Consider the following 14,206-nt stretch of genomic DNA (forward strand, 5'->3'; position numbering starts at 1 on the left):
GGCCTCTGCGCTGCCGCCGACATGCGCGGCACCGCGCTGACGCCGCCGCCCGCCACCACCGCGCTCGGCGCGCTGCTCGGCCACATCACCGGTGGCCATATCGAGACGATCGACGCCGGCTCGCGCTCGTTCCAGCCGATGAACATCAATTTCGGTCTGTTCCCGCCATTGGCCAGTGCTCCCACCAAGAAGCCGGACGGCTCGCGGCTGCGCGGCAACGAGAAGACGGTCGCCAAGAAGCAGGCGATCAGCGCGCGGGCACTCGCCGACCTCGACCACTGGATCGCAGAGCACCTGCGCGTTGCGGCAGCGGCCTGACAGTCATGAGCTTGCCGAAAGACGACGACGCCACCCTGTCGGCGCGATGGAGCCAGGGCGTGCTGCTCAAGCGCGACGTGTTCTCGACGGTCGAGCGCGGCCGTTTCCGAACCGATGACGGCGAGGTCGAGGGCGTGCTGCGCCGGCTCGATCAGGTGCCGTTCTGGTCGTTCGCGGTGGCGCTGCATCTGTTCTCGCGCGAACGCCGCGCGCTGACCCTGGCGCGCGATCTCGACGTCGGCCCCAAGCTGCTCTGGGCAGGCAGGCGCGCGCTGGTGCGCGGCTTCATCGACGGCGCAGCGCTGCATCTGGCGAAGCCGCATGGCGACGTCGCCTATTTCCGCTCCGCCAAGGCCGCGTTGCGCAAGCTGCATCGTGCCGGCATCTGCCACAACGACCTCGCCAAGGAGCAGAACTGGCTGGTCGGCCGCGACGGCCGCGCCTACCTCACCGACTTCCAGCTTGCTGCCTGCTTCAAGAACCGCAGCCGGCTGTTCCGCATCGCAGCCTATGAGGATCTGCGGCATCTGTTGAAGCACAAGCGCAGCTACGCGCCGGAGGCGTTGACGCCGAAGGAGCGCAAGGTGCTCGCGAAGAAGTCCGCGGTCGCCAGCGTCTGGCTCAAGACCGGCAAGAAGGTCTATCAGGCGATCACCCGCGGCATCTTCAATTTCACCGACCGCGAGGGCGGCGGCCGGCGGCTGGTCAACGACGCGCCGGTGCTGGTCGATTTGATCCGCAGGAATCCCGACGTGCGCGACACCGCGATCGTCGCCTTTGCCGACCGGCGCGTCGGCGTCGGGCTCTACGCCTTCGTTGAGGCCGACCAGTCCGCGCTGGAAAAGACGCTGCGCAACGAGCTTGCCGCCACCAAGGGCGTCAAGCCGCCCGAACACATCCAGATCGTGCATGCATTGCCGCGCGATGCGGCCGGCAAGCCGCGCACCGAAATCCTGCAGCTCGTCGCCATGAACCAGATCGACCTGATCGAGCCGATGATGCGCAGCGACGCCGATCGCGAGTTCCTCAAGGACATCCTCGAGCAACGCAAGAATCTGCGCGACCGCTTCAATTTCGAAGTTGCCGAGATGGATCGGCCGGCGGGCTGAAGCGCGCGCACTCTCGACAAACGCAGCTCGAAGCGCCAATCTTGTGAGGGCTAGCGCGCTCAAGGGACAAGCTTAATGCCACTCACCCGTGGCCGTATCGGGGGATATGATTCCGAACGCCTGGCGTTCGGATTCACCATGATGCACGGCGATCAGGAAATTGAATGTCAGATCAGCGACGCCGCAATGGACGAATTGGCCGGCACGCGCGGAACACCGAGCCTGGCCCGGCAGGCGCAGTTCATTGCGCTGCGCGACGCGATCGAGATGATCGCATCCGACATCTTTGACAGCGGCCCGGTGGTCAAAGGCGCGACGATCCGGATCTTCACCAAACACATCTCGAAAGAATAGAGCTAGCGACCGAACTCTTCGGTGCGCGCAGCTCGCCACAACGTCCAGAGCGTACGCAGGCGTGAGACCGGCTTCGGCAGGAACGGATCGTAGTCGGCCCTCCTCACCCGGCTCAGTTCGCGCCTGATGTAAGCGAGCGGCAGGAAGATCGGCCTCACGCCGGATGGCACATCCGCAAGCAGCCCGAATGCGGTCTTGAGGTGGCCCTGCGCCTCGTCTGCAAGCTGATCGATCGCAGCACGGATGTTCGGCGTCGGCTTGCCGGCAAACACCTCCTCCCTGCTGCTGCCGTGCTGTTGCAACAGCTGCAACGGCAGAAACAGCTGCTGCCGCAACGCGTCACGGCCCAGCGCCGCGATGACCTGCGCCATGCCCTGGGCAAGGCCGGCATGACGGGCCAGATGATCGATCGCTTCCGATGGCCGCGCCACCACGCGCGTGGCTTGCGCGAACAGCGCCGATGCCGTGGCGTCGAGGTAGCCCTCGAGCGCGGCCAGCGACGGCATCGGGTCGTTGTAGAGATCAAACTGATGCTCCTCGACCAGGAGCGAGAACGGCGAGACCGGCAGGCGGTGATTGCGGATCGCATACAGCAGCTCTGCCGCGACCGGATTGCCTTCGACGCCGCCGTGTCCGGCCCCGGCCAGCATGTCGGTCCACCATTGCAGCCGCATCTCGCCCGGCAGCGGCTGGCTGACCTGCTCGTGCACGCGCGAGACCTCGATGTTGAAGGCGTAGATCGCGAGCAGCGCCCGGCGCTCCGGACCTGGCATGAACAAGGTCGACGCGTAGCGCACGAAGTCATGGGTCCGCACCAGATCGGCGCAGAACGCCGCGCCGTCGGTCGGCGCCTCCGTCGTGCTCATGGCACCGCGATCAGCGCCGCCGCGACGCGACGCCGCTCGCCCAGCATGATGTTGTAGGTGCGGATCGCGGGGCCCGTCTGCATCGGGTCGAGCACCACCCGCACCGCGCGCAGGGCCTCGCGCAGGCCCTTTGGCGGCACCCAGACCTCGGTGCCGGTGCCGACGATCAGCGTGTCGATCGCATTGGCGGCCGCGAATACCTTCTGCAGCGCGTATTCGTCGATCTCCTGCGGCCTGGTCACCGCCCAGGCCCAGATCGCATCGGGCAGGCACAGCAGCGAGCCGCGGTGCGACATATCGGCAAACGCGAAGCCGCCCTTGCCGTAGGCCTCGATTGGCGCCGACCTCGGAAGATGGGGAGCGTCCGAGGAGTTACTCATGACCGGCTACTTCTTGGCTGCCACGTTCGGCTTCTTCTCCGATTCATCGTCGGCGGCGTCGCGCCTCGTGGTGCCGACGCCGAGATAGATCAGGATCGGTGCCGCGATGAAGATCGAGGTATAGGTGCCGACCAGCACCACGCCGAACATCATGACGGCGGTGAAACTGTGAATCGCCTGGCCACCGAACAGCAGCAGCGCGAGCAGCGCCAGGGTCACGGTGACGTGGGTGATGATCGAGCGCGACAGCGTCGAGTTGATCGATTCGTTCAGAAGCTGCGGCATCGGCATCTTCTTGTAGCGCCGCAGCATCTCGCGGATACGGTCGTAGATGACGACGGTGTCGTTGAGCGAGTAGCCGAGAATCGTCAGCAGCGCCGCGATGCTGGTGAGATCGAAGTCGACCTGGGTGATCGACATGAAGCCGATCGTCAGCACGATGTCGTGGACGTTGGCGATCATGGCGCCGAGCGCGAACTGCCACTCGAACCGGAACCAGAGATAGATCAGGATGCCGACGATCGCGAGCATCAGGCCGAGCATGCCGTAGGCAAGCAACTCGCCGGAGACGCGCGGTCCCACCACTTCGACGCGGCGGTAGTCGACGGAATCGCCGAGCGCGCCGCGAACCTTCGTCACCGCGTCCTGTTGCGCCTGATCACCACCGGGTTGCTCGGCGACGCGGATCAGGACTTCGGCCGGACCTCCGAACTGCTGCAACTGCACCTCGCCGAGACCAAGACCGTTCAAGGTCGTGCGCATCGCGGCAATGTCGGCGGTGCCGGACTTGGCCCGTACCTCCAGCAGTGTCCCGCCCTTGAAGTCGATGCCGAAATTCAGGCCGTGAGTGAAGAACAGCGTGATCGCAACGATCGAGAGCAGCGCCGAGATCGGGAAGCTGATGCGGCGAAAGCGCGTGAAGTCGAAATGCGTGTCGTCGGGCACGATGCGCAGCGCCGGCATCAGCCCTAGCGCCGCGACCACGGTCAGCACGGCGATCAGGATGCCAAGGCCAATCAGAACGGTATGAGTCACAATAGGCCTCTCAGATCGGCACGGTTTGCGGCCGCTTCCACCGCACCCATGCCGCGACGATCAGGCGCGTCAAGGTAAAGGCGGTGAACACCGTGGTGATGATGCCTATGCCGAGCGTCACGGCAAAGCCGCGCACCGGTCCGGTGCCGATGTAGAACAGCACGGCGGCGGCGATGAAGGTGGTGATGTTGGAATCGAGGATGGTTGCCAGCGCCCGCTTGAACCCGGCGTCGATCGCCGAGATCGCGTTGCGGCCGCCGCGCAATTCCTCGCGGATGCGCTCGTAGATCAGCACGTTGGAGTCGACCGCGATGCCCACCGTCAGCACGATGCCGGCGATGCCGGGCAAGGTCAGCGTGGCGTTGAGCAGCGACAGCAGCCCGAAGATCATGGCGACGTTGATGGCCACCGCGATGTTGGCGAACACCCCGAACAGCCGGTAGGTGATCAGCATGAACACGATGACCAGGATCGAGCCGACATAGGCCGCAAGCTCGCCCTTCTCGATCGAGTCCTGGCCGAGGCCGGGACCGACCGTGCGCTCCTCGACCACCGTCAGCGGTGCCGGCAGCGCGCCGGCGCGCATCAGGATCGCCAGATCGTTGGCCGACTGCACCGTGAAGCTGCCGGAGATCTGGCCCTGTCCGCCGGTGATCGGCTCGCGAATCACGGGAGCCGAGATCACCTTGTTGTCGAGCACGATCGCAAACGGCTGGCCGACGTTATCGGCGGTCGCCTGAGCGAATTTGCGCGCGCCCGAGGTATTGAACTTGAAGCTGACGATCGCCTCGCCGGTACGCTGGTCAAAGCCGGGCTGGGCGTCGGAGAGTTCACTTCCGGAAACCAGGACCTGCTTCTTCACAATGTACGGAACCGGTGGCGGCGACGCGCTCACGAGTCGCTCCGAGTCCGCCGGCACCGTGGCCTGATCGGGCGACGCCGTGGTGTCGACCATGCGGAATTCCATCTTCGCGGTCTTGCCGAGCAGCTCCTTCAGATGGGTCGGGTCCTGCAGGCCCGGCACCTGCACCAGGATGCGGTCGGTGCCCTGACGCTGGATCAAGGGCTCGACGGTGCCGAGCTCGTTGACGCGGCGCTCGACGATCTGGATCGACTGCTCGATGGTCTTGCGCATCCGCTCGATCATCGCCGGCTGCGACACGGTCAGGCGGATCAAGCCCCCCCCCGCGTCCGTCACGTCGACATCGCGCTGGCCGCTGGAGCCGAGCAGACCACCGATCGGCTGCGCGACCTCGCGAAGCCTGGTCAGCGCCGCCGGAACGTCAGCCTCCTTCGTGATCCGCGCGTCGACGCCGTCGTTGCGGATCTGCACGCCCCCGGTGAACTGGATCCTGGCGTCACGTAGCGCCTTGCGCGCCTCGTCGCGAACCTGTTCGAGCTTATCCTTCTTCACATAGTTGGCGTCGACCTCGAGCAGCAGATACGAGCCGCCCTGCAAGTCGAGGCCGAGGACGAGGCGCCGCTGCGCCCAGGCGGGCCAGGTCTTGACCTGCGCCTCGGGGAAGAAATTGGGCACGGCGCACAGGCAGACCACCAGCGCTGTCAGGATAATCCCCAGCGCTCGCCACCGCGTGAAATACAACATCGAATTGACCTGTCAGATTCGGCAAAGGGCTCCGCGGCAATCAGCTCGCGGACGCCTCGTCCTTGGCATCGCCCTTCGCCGGCTCACCCTTGGTCCGCACGCCCGAAATCATCTGGCGCATCTGCCGCACGCGAACGCCGTCCGAAATCTCGAACTCGATCTGGTCGTCGTCGACCACCTTGGTCACCTTGCCGACGAGGCCGCCCGTGGTCACCACGGTGTCGCCGCGGCGTATGTTCTTCACGAGGTCGGCATGATCGCGCACCTTCCGCTGCTGCGGGCGCAGAATCAGGAAGTACATGATGACGAAGATCAGCGCGAATGGCAGCAGCGACATCAACATGCTGTTGGTATCAGTGCCAGCTCCAGCCTGAGCAAACGCAGGAGTAATCAGCATTCGGACGATCCTCGGATAAGACGGGAAAGGACCGGCAGTGCCCTCGGGTTCGGGGCGGTATGGCGGTCCGGACAAATTCGCGCGGACTATAGCGGCCGCGGTCCCAATTGCAACGTTAACGGACCTTCATTTAGGGCGCTTGCGGGACCGCCGCCAGCCCGATAAGGCTGCGCCGTCAGGAACTGGACAAATGCCGAAAAAAGCCAAGAAAACTACCAGTAAAACAGCCCGCAAAACCGCCCCTCAGGCTGCCGCCAAGCGTACCGCAAACGCCGCGACAAAACGCCCGGCAATGCCGCTCGACGGCGCCGCTGCCGAGCGGATCGCGAACGCCCTGGAGACCATTGCGAGCCGCCTTGCGGCCGCCTCCCCGGCCCCCGATCCGGCCGAGTCGTTCGGTGCCGCGGACGCCTTTGTCTGGCATCCGGACGGACGGCTCGCCCCGGTGCCGCGCGTCAGCCGCGTCGAGATCGGCCTGCTCAAGGGCGTCGACCGGATGCGCGATATCCTGATGGAGAATACCGAGCGCTTCGCCAACGGACTGCCCGCCAACAATGCGCTGCTGTGGGGCGCCCGCGGCATGGGCAAGTCGTCGCTGGTCAAGGCGACGCATGCCAGCCTCAATGTCGATCGCAAACCGGCCGACCGGCTGAAGCTGATCGAGATCCACCGCGAGGACATCGAGAGCCTGCCCGGCCTGATGGAGCTTCTGCGCAGCTCCTCGTTCCGCTTCATCGTGTTCTGCGACGACCTCTCCTTCGACGGCAACGACGCCTCGTACAAATCGCTCAAGGCGGTGCTGGAAGGCGGTATCGAGGGACGTCCCGAGAACGTCATCCTCTATGCGACCTCGAACCGGCGGCATCTCTTGGCGCGCGAGATGATCGAGAACGAGCGCTCGACCGCGATCAATCCCGGCGAAGCGGTCGAGGAGAAGGTGTCGCTGTCGGACCGCTTCGGTCTCTGGCTCGGCTTCCACCGCTGCAGCCAGGACGAGTACCTCGCGATGGTGAAGGGCTATTGCGACCATTTCGGCATCAAGATCGCCGAGGACAAACTCGAGCGCGAGGCGCTCGAATGGTCGACCACCCGCGGATCGCGCTCCGGCCGCGTCGCCTGGCAGTACACGCAGGAACTCGCCGGCCGGCTCGGCGTGCGGCTGAGCGGCACATAGCGCGAGCCGCACGTCCGGCAAGTCGCAGGCCTTCTGAATTCGGTGCGGCATGGGTACACTCGACGCATGCCGGCCGAACCCAGCACGACTGCGAGACAATGTGGCGAGTGCACCGCTTGCTGCGACGGCTGGCTGAAAATCCGGATACGTGGCCACGACGTCCATCCGGGACAGCCGTGCCCGTTCAGCAGCGCGGGCAAATGCACGATCTACGACGAGCGTCCGGTCGATCCGTGCCGGAAATTCGTCTGCGGCTGGCTTACGCCGACAAGCCCGCTGCCCGACTGGATGCGTCCGGATAGATCCGATGTCATCTTTCTTCCGGCAAGCTTTGTCTGGCGCACAATCCCGGTCGACGTTGCGGTTGCCATCGGCGCTCGTCCGAAGGCCAAGGCGCGCGCGTGGCTGGAGGCCTTCAGCCGCGACGCGCGGCGTCCCCTGCTGCTGCAATCGGACGGAGATTGGCACGCGTTTGGACCGCCGCAATTCCTGAGCGACATGGTCGAGCGTCTCTCTGACGAGCGAGATCCCTGGCAACCGGTCTAGGCCTCCGGCCAGGCGCGAGTTCGCTTCGAACTAGGCAGAAACTGGCATCCATTATTCCAAATCAAGCCCGGTTTCTGCACTGCAATATTTTATATCAGCATTGCTGTCTTACTTTTGAGATTGAATTTCTGATCAAGCATTCAACCACATGCATGTAAGTCAAATCTTATTCCAAAATCCAAGATGCGACAAATTGATGCAGCGCAATAGTATCATAGTACCATTTAAGTCACATCGGGTGTTTATCTGCCTTAGCTCGCCCGCGTCCATGTATCTGGTGTGTGGTATACATTAACGTTCCTCCACTTTGTGACCCTCAGCACACCGCTGAGGCGCTCTGACAAAGGGGGGATTAGATGAAGAAGGGACTTCTCGCCGGAACCGCGCTCGCGGCGATCGGCCTGGCGCTCACGCAACAGCCGGTGCAGGCAGCAACGCTCGACGACGTGATGGCGCGTCTGGATGCGCTCGAACGAAACAATGCGAAGCTCGCGAAGGAGAATGCACAGCTCCGGGATCGCGTGAACAACATCACAAGCCGCAGCGCCGCGCCCCCTGCGGCAACCACAACCCCAAAGGGCAACCCGGTACAGCATGCCGGCGTCGCGCCATCCCCGAAGCCACCGGCTCCCGAGCATGCCGTCGTCAGCATCGGAGGCGCGCCGCTCTACAGCAAGGCGCCGGGTGGCAACGTCTTCGTCGACAACACCACCGTCACCCTTTACGGCCACGTGGATCTATCCGGCGACGTCTTCAACGCCGGCGTGTTCGATCAGGGCACCAAGTTCGGTGTGGCAAGCAACCTCACCTTTTTCGGCGTCCACGCGCGTCACGATCTCGCGCCGTATGGCTTCGCCGGGTGGGCCGCCGTCGCCCAGTTTGAATCTCTCGTCGAGGTCGCCGCGGTTCCGACCGAGCGTGCCGCGCTCGGAACGCGCGACAGCTTCATCGGGATGGCAACGCCGTGGGGCACGATCAAGGCTGGCAAATCGGATACGCCCTACAAGAAAGCCACATCGAAGTTCGATCCGTTCTCGGCGACGCTCGGCGACTACAACTCGATCATGGGCAATACCGGCGGCGACCTGCGCGCGGAGTTCGATTGGCGTGCGGCCCATGCGCTCTGGTACGAATCGCCGGTCTGGAACGGCTTCCAGACCACGCTGATGATCTCGCCCGGGCAGAACACCGCAAAGGACAACAGCGATTTCGCGCTCGGCGACTTCAACTGCCCCGCCACGTCCGCGCGCGGCAGCGGCAGCGGCTTCCCGCTGACGGCGGCGCCCGAAGGCTGCACCGACGGCTCCTATGGCAACCTGTACAGCGCCTCGCTGACCTACAATCAGGGGCCGTTCACAGCCGTCGCCGCCTACGAGATGCATGAGGGCACCAACCGCACCGGCGATGAAGCCGTCACGCCGTTGAGCAACGGCGGCGTGCTGATCGTTCCGCCGGGATCCGTCGGCATCGCCAACGAATGGGCCGCGAAGATCGGCGCCGGGTATCGCCTCGACGACGGCATCGGCAAGCTGCAGCTCTATGGCATCTACGAGGTGATGCGGCGCGAGAACACCGTGGCCGACTTCAACGAGCGGTCGCGCGACGGCTACTTCTTCAGCGCTACCCAGAGCGTCGGCGCCTGGGACGTCAGCGCGTCATGGGCCCACGCCAACGCCTCACCCGGCTCGCCCGGCACCGGCGTGCTCAATAACTACACCGTCACTCCGGCACCGGGATCGGCCGACTTTGCGCTCAACACGCTCGACAGCAGCGCCGACCAGTATGCAGCGGGCATCAAGTACCACTTCAGCCCGTTTGCGACCTGGTACCTCGTCGGCAGTTACCTGCGCAACGGCCCCGGCGCGCATTACTGCCTCGGCGTGAGCGGTCATGGTTATGGCGTGTGCGGACGCGATGCCAACAATAACGTGGTCGCAGGCAACAAGGCGAGCGCCGTGACGACAGGCATGACCTTCGACTTCTAGATCAAACAAAACGGGGGAGGCTTACGCCTACCCCGTTGTCTTTGTTGTGAGACTTGGAAGTCCCGGCGCGTAGCTTACGCGCCGTTGAGGAACTGGAGCGGATCGACCGGAGACGATCCCTTGCGAATTTCGAAGTGGAGCTGCGGCGAGCCCGCCTCGCCCGACTGGCCCGACCTGGCGATCACCTGGCCGCGCTTGATGGTATCGCCGCGCTTCACCAGGATTTCGCTCGTATGGGCGTAGGCGGTGACATAGCCGTTGGAATGGCGAACCAGCACGAGATTGCCATAGCCCTTCAGCTCATTGCCCGAATAGGCGACGACGCCGTCTTCGGCCGCCTTCACCGGCGTGCCTTCGGGCACCGCGACGTTGATGCCGTCATTGACCTTGCCGTTGGTCTTGGAGCCGTAGGCGGTGATGACCTTGCCGCGCACCGGCCAGCGGAACGTCGGCAATGCGCCGGTGGCTTCGCTCGACTTGGTGACAACGGGCGCTTCTGCGGCGGCCGCCGGCTGTTCGACGGTCGCGGTCGGCTGAACCAGCCGCGCGCTCTGCTGCGGCAGCGCCGTCGCGACAACCTTCGGGGCCGCCATGGCCGGTGCCGGGGCAACCGCAACCGGTGCGGCAGCAACGCCTTGCGCAACCGGCGCCGGAGCCGCCATCGCAGTCTTGGCGCCGGGCACCACCAGCTTCATGCCGAGGCTCAGCCGGGCCGACTGATCGAGATTGTTGGCGCGGGCAAGCTCAGCCACGGGAATGTGGTGCTGGCGCGCGATGCTGTGCAGCGTGTCGCCGCGATTGACATAGTGGACGCCGGCAGGCGCCGCTGCCACGGCAACGGGCCGGGTGGCCGGCGCGGCCATCGCCGGTGCTGCGGCGGCGGCCATCGGGCGCGGAATGACCAGCTGCTGGCCGGGCGACAGCGCGCGCGGTCCCTTGTAGCCATTGGCGCGCAGGATCTCGGCGGTCGAGACGTTGTAGCGGCGCGCCAGCAATTCGAGCGTATCGCTGGTGCCGACGATGATGGTGGTGCCGCTGTGTCCGGCGTGCGCAGCCGCGACCGATTGCGGAACGGTGCCGGTGGCCTCGATCTGCGCGCGCGCCGGCGGCGGCGTGTAGGACGAAAGCCCGCGCCCTCCTCCGGAGACACCCGCATTGGCGACCGGGTAGGACTGCGGCGCCGCAACCGGCGGCGGCAACGGCTGTGACTGGTACTGTGAATATTGCGGTTGCGTTCTTGGCCGCGCGTATTGCGGCAGCTCGCGCGGTGGCGCTGCCTGCACGGTGCCGGTCGGCTGCGGATCAAACGCAAACGGATTTTGTGAGTAGGAGTTTTGCGAGAAGCGCGACGACATGTCGGCGCTGCAACCGGCAAAAGCCATGGACATCAGCGTCAGCACCGCAACCTGCGGTACGCGACGCGAGCGAAGCAACTCGACAACCCCAGACATGGTTACTCACTCGTACGCAACAAAAGACTGTTTTGAGTAAACACCTCGCGAGTAAATAACCGCTTAACCCTGCGAATAAGGCGTTGGCGCCAAGCAGCAAATCGCCGAATTACAATTCGCGGGCGATTCCCGGCAGCGCCGGCACAAAGCGGACGTCGACCAAATCCTTGCGGTCGAAGCCGCTCTGCGTCCGCACCACGCGGACCAAGGTCTGGGTACCCTGATGCGGCCCGACCGGGGCGATCAGGACGCCGCCGGCATCGAGCCGCTCCAGCAGCTTCTCCGGGATCTGCTCCATCGCCGCGGTGACGATGATGCGGTCGAAATCGCCGGCCCCCGCCGGAACGTCGAAGCCGTCGCCGAGCAGCACCTCGATGTTGTAATAGCCCAGCTTTTCGAGGCGCTTGCGGGCACCGTCGGCCAGCGTCCGGTAGCGCTCGATGGTCAGAACCTGCTTGCACAGCCGGGACAGCACAGCCGCCTGGTAACCTGAGCCGGTGCCGATCTCGAGCACGCGGTGGTCCTTCTGCAGCTGCAGCTGCTCGGTCATGTAGGCGACGACGAAAGGCTGGCTGATGGTCTGCCCGCAGGCGATCCCAAGCGCACTGTCGCGGTAGGCCTCGTTGCGATCGCGCGGATCGACGAACACCTCGCGGGGCACCTCCTCCATGGTGCGCAATACCGCCTGATCGCTCACCCCTCGCCGCCGCAGGGTGAGCTGAAACATCATCTTCTCGGTCGGATCGGGCTTCACGGCCATGTTCATCAGCGTCTCTAGGCGGCAGCGCGGAATCTTGCCTTGGCTTGATGCCATTGAAATCCGAAATACCGCGTTAAGGAAAAATTTCCCGTCACCATTTGTTCCCGGTCAGGAACCAGCAGTCCGATTTCGTGTTGGCGCCAACACGGTAGCTTCCCATATAATCGACCGAGATGCGCGGTTAACGCCCAGGCGCGGGGACTCTGGTTGTACGGTTTGCGCCCGGTCGGAGCCTGGTGAATCCTGCGCAACAAGTCAGTCAGAACGATCCGGCGGCGCAGCGTCGCGCGCTGGAAACCGGCTAATTCCCAAACGTTTAGATTGCGCCTTATGGTGTTATTTGCGAGCCTATTTCAGGGACGGGCAAGGATTCCATCATGACAGCGACACGGCCGGCGGGCTGTTCAGTTTTCCTCGTGGAGGACGAGGTCATGATCCGGATGATGGTCGCCGATATGCTGGAAGAGCTCGGCCATAGCGTCGCGGCCGAGGCCGGCGAGATCGGCGAAGCGGTCAAGCTCGCGCAATCGACCGAATTCGACCTCGCGATCCTGGACGTCAACGTCAACGGCAAGGTGATCACCCCGGTCGCCGAGCTGATCAACGCCCGCAACCGCCCCTTCATCTTCGCGACCGGTTATGGCTCGTCCGGCCTGCCCCCGGAGTATCGTGATCGTCCGGCGCTGCAAAAGCCCTTCCAGCTGGAAACGCTGGCGCAGGTGATCTCCAGCGCAATGCGGAGTGCGCCGGTTTAACGAGCGCAACGGTCTGTGCCCGGATGAGCGCAGCGACATCCGGGATTCAAAACTCAGACCCACCCCGGATATCGCTTCGCTCATCCGGGCTACGCGAACATCACTTCAGCGTCGCGGTCAGCGCTTCCGAAAATGCCTCATCGGTGCGGTCGAGCCGCAGCGGCGTCACCGAAACGTAGCGCGCGGCAAGCGCGGCGAGATCGGTGCCTTCGGCCGGCGCATCCATCATCGCCGCGCGCTCGAAGCCGATCCAGAAATACGGATTGCCGCGTCCGTCGTGACGGCGATCGATCTTCAGGAAACCCTGATTGCGCTTGCCCTGCCGCGTGATCCGGATGCCCTTGACGTCGTCAGGCATGCAGGACGGGAAGTTGACATTGATGACGGTGTTCCGGGGAACGCCTGCGCCGATCACCTTGCGGATGATGTCGGGTCCGAATTTCAGCGCGGTCTCCCACAGCGGCGCATTGCGCGTCTCGATCGAGAACTCCTGCGACAACGCAAATGACGGAAAGCCCAGGATGGTGCCTTCCAGCGCGCCGGCGATGGTGCCGGAATAGACCACGTCCTCGGCGACGTTGCGGCCCTTGTTGACGCCGCTCAGCACGAGATCGGGCAGCTTGTCTCCGAGAATGTGGCGCGCGCCCATGATGACGCAATCGGTCGGCGTGCCGCGCACCGCGAAGTGACGCGGGCTGACTTCGCGCAGACGCAGCGGATCGTTGAGCGACAGCGAATGCGAGACGCCGGACTGGTCGAGCTCGGGGGCGACGATCCAGACGTCGTCGGACAATGAGCGTGCGATCTGCTCGACGACCTGCAGGCCGGGGGCGTGGATGCCATCATCATTGGTGCAGAGAATACGCATCCGTCAAAGTGCCTCTTGTTCCGACGCGGGTTTCTTGAGTTGCGGTGTCTTGAGTTGATTGCCGTCTTAACCGGCTAGGGCCGCGGAGGCAAACCCGGCGCGTGCCATCGCGCCGACGTGACGCGCCACGGATGCACGAATCTACCGCTGCCCGCGATCTTGCGGTCGAACACCGGCCAGGCCGCTCCGGCTGACCGCCGAACGGCCGTAACAACCGGCGCCAGCGCTGACGCTTCGAGCTTCTTAGCCGGCGCGGCCTCGGACGTGAGAACCTCGGATTTGAGGGGCTCAGTCTTCGCAGGTTCAGCTTTGGCGGGTTCGACCTTGGCAGCTTCAGGCTTAGAAGCTTCGGCCCTGGGCGATTCAACGTTGGGCGGTTCGCCCCTCCGAGATTCAGGTTTGCGCGGCTCGGGAGTGACCGGAGCCGCCTGGAGAAGCTCGGGCCTCGGAGCCTTCGGAAGCTCCGATTTGGGGAGCTCGGATCTGACGGGTTCAACCTTGCGAGGCTCAAGCTTCGGCGCATCAGGCTTGGGCGTCTCGAGTTTGGGCGGTTCGGGCTTGGGCGGCCGCGCGGGCACCTCTTCGGCCGGCTCTACGACGGG

Annotated in this window: 14 protein-coding genes and 1 pseudogene; 7 read left to right on the forward strand and 8 right to left on the reverse strand. The window is 64.6% G+C overall.

Annotated elements, in window-relative coordinates:
* The 3 genes and pseudogenes from H8B02_RS36520 to H8B02_RS36530 form a co-directional block, all read left to right on the forward strand.
* A pseudogene (locus H8B02_RS36520) lies at positions 1-318 on the forward strand (methylenetetrahydrofolate--tRNA-(uracil(54)-C(5))-methyltransferase (FADH(2)-oxidizing) TrmFO); the annotation flags it as partial.
* 5 nt (positions 319-323) lie between these two features.
* Positions 324-1,427, forward strand: coding sequence for a serine/threonine protein kinase (locus H8B02_RS36525; protein WP_229170659.1), 1,104 nt, complete (start codon positions 324-326; stop codon positions 1,425-1,427).
* A 75-nt stretch (positions 1,428-1,502) separates the two neighbouring features.
* Positions 1,503-1,781 carry a DUF1488 family protein gene (locus H8B02_RS36530; RefSeq protein ID WP_229170660.1) on the forward strand — a complete coding sequence of 93 codons (279 nt, stop codon included), beginning with the start codon at positions 1,503-1,505 and terminating at the stop codon, positions 1,779-1,781.
* 2 nt (positions 1,782-1,783) lie between these two features.
* On the opposite strand, the gene H8B02_RS36535 is transcribed toward H8B02_RS36530, so the two are convergent.
* The 5 genes from H8B02_RS36535 to yajC are packed head-to-tail and all read right to left on the reverse strand — an operon-like array spanning position 1,784 to position 6,065.
* Positions 1,784-2,647, reverse strand: coding sequence for a phytoene/squalene synthase family protein (locus tag H8B02_RS36535; RefSeq protein WP_229170661.1), 864 nt, complete (start codon positions 2,645-2,647; stop codon positions 1,784-1,786).
* Positions 2,644-3,027 (reverse strand): Mth938-like domain-containing protein, encoded by a 384-nt coding sequence (locus H8B02_RS36540; RefSeq protein WP_092114014.1) that lies wholly within the window; start codon positions 3,025-3,027, stop codon positions 2,644-2,646. The genes H8B02_RS36535 and H8B02_RS36540 overlap by 4 nt, the downstream gene beginning before the upstream one ends.
* 6 nt (positions 3,028-3,033) lie before the next feature.
* Positions 3,034-4,062: a protein translocase subunit SecF gene (secF, locus tag H8B02_RS36545; protein WP_229170662.1), complete on the reverse strand. Its 1,029-nt coding sequence runs from the start codon at positions 4,060-4,062 to the stop codon at positions 3,034-3,036.
* Positions 4,063-4,072: 10 nt separating this feature from the next.
* The gene (secD, locus tag H8B02_RS36550) at positions 4,073-5,668 is read right to left on the reverse strand and encodes a protein translocase subunit SecD (protein WP_229170663.1); all 1,596 of its coding nucleotides are present in this window, start codon (positions 5,666-5,668) and stop codon (positions 4,073-4,075) included.
* 40 nt (positions 5,669-5,708) lie between these two features.
* On the reverse strand, positions 5,709-6,065 hold the full coding sequence (gene yajC / locus H8B02_RS36555; RefSeq protein WP_212319607.1) for a preprotein translocase subunit YajC: 357 nt from the start codon (positions 6,063-6,065) through the stop codon (positions 5,709-5,711).
* Positions 6,066-6,255: 190 nt separating this feature from the next.
* Between yajC and H8B02_RS36560 the strand changes: the two genes are divergently transcribed.
* The 3 genes from H8B02_RS36560 (at position 6,256) to H8B02_RS36570 (ending at position 9,770) form a co-directional block, all read left to right on the forward strand.
* Positions 6,256-7,239 (forward strand): ATP-binding protein, encoded by a 984-nt coding sequence (locus tag H8B02_RS36560; RefSeq protein WP_229170664.1) that lies wholly within the window; start codon positions 6,256-6,258, stop codon positions 7,237-7,239.
* A 66-nt stretch (positions 7,240-7,305) separates the two neighbouring features.
* Positions 7,306-7,785: a hypothetical protein gene (locus H8B02_RS36565; protein ID WP_212319603.1), complete on the forward strand. Its 480-nt coding sequence runs from the start codon at positions 7,306-7,308 to the stop codon at positions 7,783-7,785.
* Between the two features lie 356 nt (positions 7,786-8,141).
* Positions 8,142-9,770 carry a porin gene (locus H8B02_RS36570; protein WP_229170665.1) on the forward strand — a complete coding sequence of 543 codons (1,629 nt, stop codon included), beginning with the start codon at positions 8,142-8,144 and terminating at the stop codon, positions 9,768-9,770.
* Between the two features lie 74 nt (positions 9,771-9,844).
* On the opposite strand, the gene H8B02_RS36575 is transcribed toward H8B02_RS36570, so the two are convergent.
* Together H8B02_RS36575 and H8B02_RS36580 are read right to left on the reverse strand one after the other, a co-directional pair.
* Positions 9,845-11,221, reverse strand: coding sequence for a LysM peptidoglycan-binding domain-containing M23 family metallopeptidase (locus tag H8B02_RS36575; RefSeq protein ID WP_229170666.1), 1,377 nt, complete (start codon positions 11,219-11,221; stop codon positions 9,845-9,847).
* Positions 11,222-11,330: 109 nt separating this feature from the next.
* Positions 11,331-11,987: a protein-L-isoaspartate(D-aspartate) O-methyltransferase gene (locus tag H8B02_RS36580; protein ID WP_229170667.1), complete on the reverse strand. Its 657-nt coding sequence runs from the start codon at positions 11,985-11,987 to the stop codon at positions 11,331-11,333.
* A 371-nt stretch (positions 11,988-12,358) separates the two neighbouring features.
* Between H8B02_RS36580 and H8B02_RS36585 the strand changes: the two genes are divergently transcribed.
* Entirely contained in the window at positions 12,359-12,736 is a 378-nt protein-coding gene (locus H8B02_RS36585) for a response regulator (RefSeq protein WP_083991871.1), read from the forward strand.
* A 100-nt stretch (positions 12,737-12,836) separates the two neighbouring features.
* On the opposite strand, the gene surE is transcribed toward H8B02_RS36585, so the two are convergent.
* Positions 12,837-13,604 (reverse strand): 5'/3'-nucleotidase SurE, encoded by a 768-nt coding sequence (surE, locus tag H8B02_RS36590; protein WP_092113995.1) that lies wholly within the window; start codon positions 13,602-13,604, stop codon positions 12,837-12,839.
* Positions 13,605-14,206: the final 602 nt, after the last annotated feature.

This window comes from Bradyrhizobium altum (assembly GCF_020889705.1).
Classification (GTDB): domain Bacteria; phylum Pseudomonadota; class Alphaproteobacteria; order Rhizobiales; family Xanthobacteraceae; genus Bradyrhizobium; species Bradyrhizobium altum.

Coding starts and splice junctions, on each gene's coding strand:
- H8B02_RS36585 (WP_083991871.1), top strand. CDS start 12,359: ATGACAGCGACACGGCCGGCGGGCTGTTCAGTTTTCCTCGTGGAGGAC.
- yajC (WP_212319607.1), bottom strand. CDS start 6,065: ATGCTGATTACTCCTGCGTTTGCTCAGGCTGGAGCTGGCACTGATACC.
- H8B02_RS36575 (WP_229170666.1), bottom strand. CDS start 11,221: ATGTCTGGGGTTGTCGAGTTGCTTCGCTCGCGTCGCGTACCGCAGGTT.
- H8B02_RS36540 (WP_092114014.1), bottom strand. CDS start 3,027: ATGAGTAACTCCTCGGACGCTCCCCATCTTCCGAGGTCGGCGCCAATC.
- H8B02_RS36570 (WP_229170665.1), top strand. CDS start 8,142: ATGAAGAAGGGACTTCTCGCCGGAACCGCGCTCGCGGCGATCGGCCTG.
- H8B02_RS36525 (WP_229170659.1), top strand. CDS start 324: ATGAGCTTGCCGAAAGACGACGACGCCACCCTGTCGGCGCGATGGAGC.
- surE (WP_092113995.1), bottom strand. CDS start 13,604: ATGCGTATTCTCTGCACCAATGATGATGGCATCCACGCCCCCGGCCTG.
- H8B02_RS36580 (WP_229170667.1), bottom strand. CDS start 11,987: ATGAACATGGCCGTGAAGCCCGATCCGACCGAGAAGATGATGTTTCAG.
- H8B02_RS36535 (WP_229170661.1), bottom strand. CDS start 2,647: ATGAGCACGACGGAGGCGCCGACCGACGGCGCGGCGTTCTGCGCCGAT.
- H8B02_RS36565 (WP_212319603.1), top strand. CDS start 7,306: ATGCCGGCCGAACCCAGCACGACTGCGAGACAATGTGGCGAGTGCACC.
- H8B02_RS36530 (WP_229170660.1), top strand. CDS start 1,503: ATGCCACTCACCCGTGGCCGTATCGGGGGATATGATTCCGAACGCCTG.
- H8B02_RS36560 (WP_229170664.1), top strand. CDS start 6,256: ATGCCGAAAAAAGCCAAGAAAACTACCAGTAAAACAGCCCGCAAAACC.
- secD (WP_229170663.1), bottom strand. CDS start 5,668: ATGTTGTATTTCACGCGGTGGCGAGCGCTGGGGATTATCCTGACAGCG.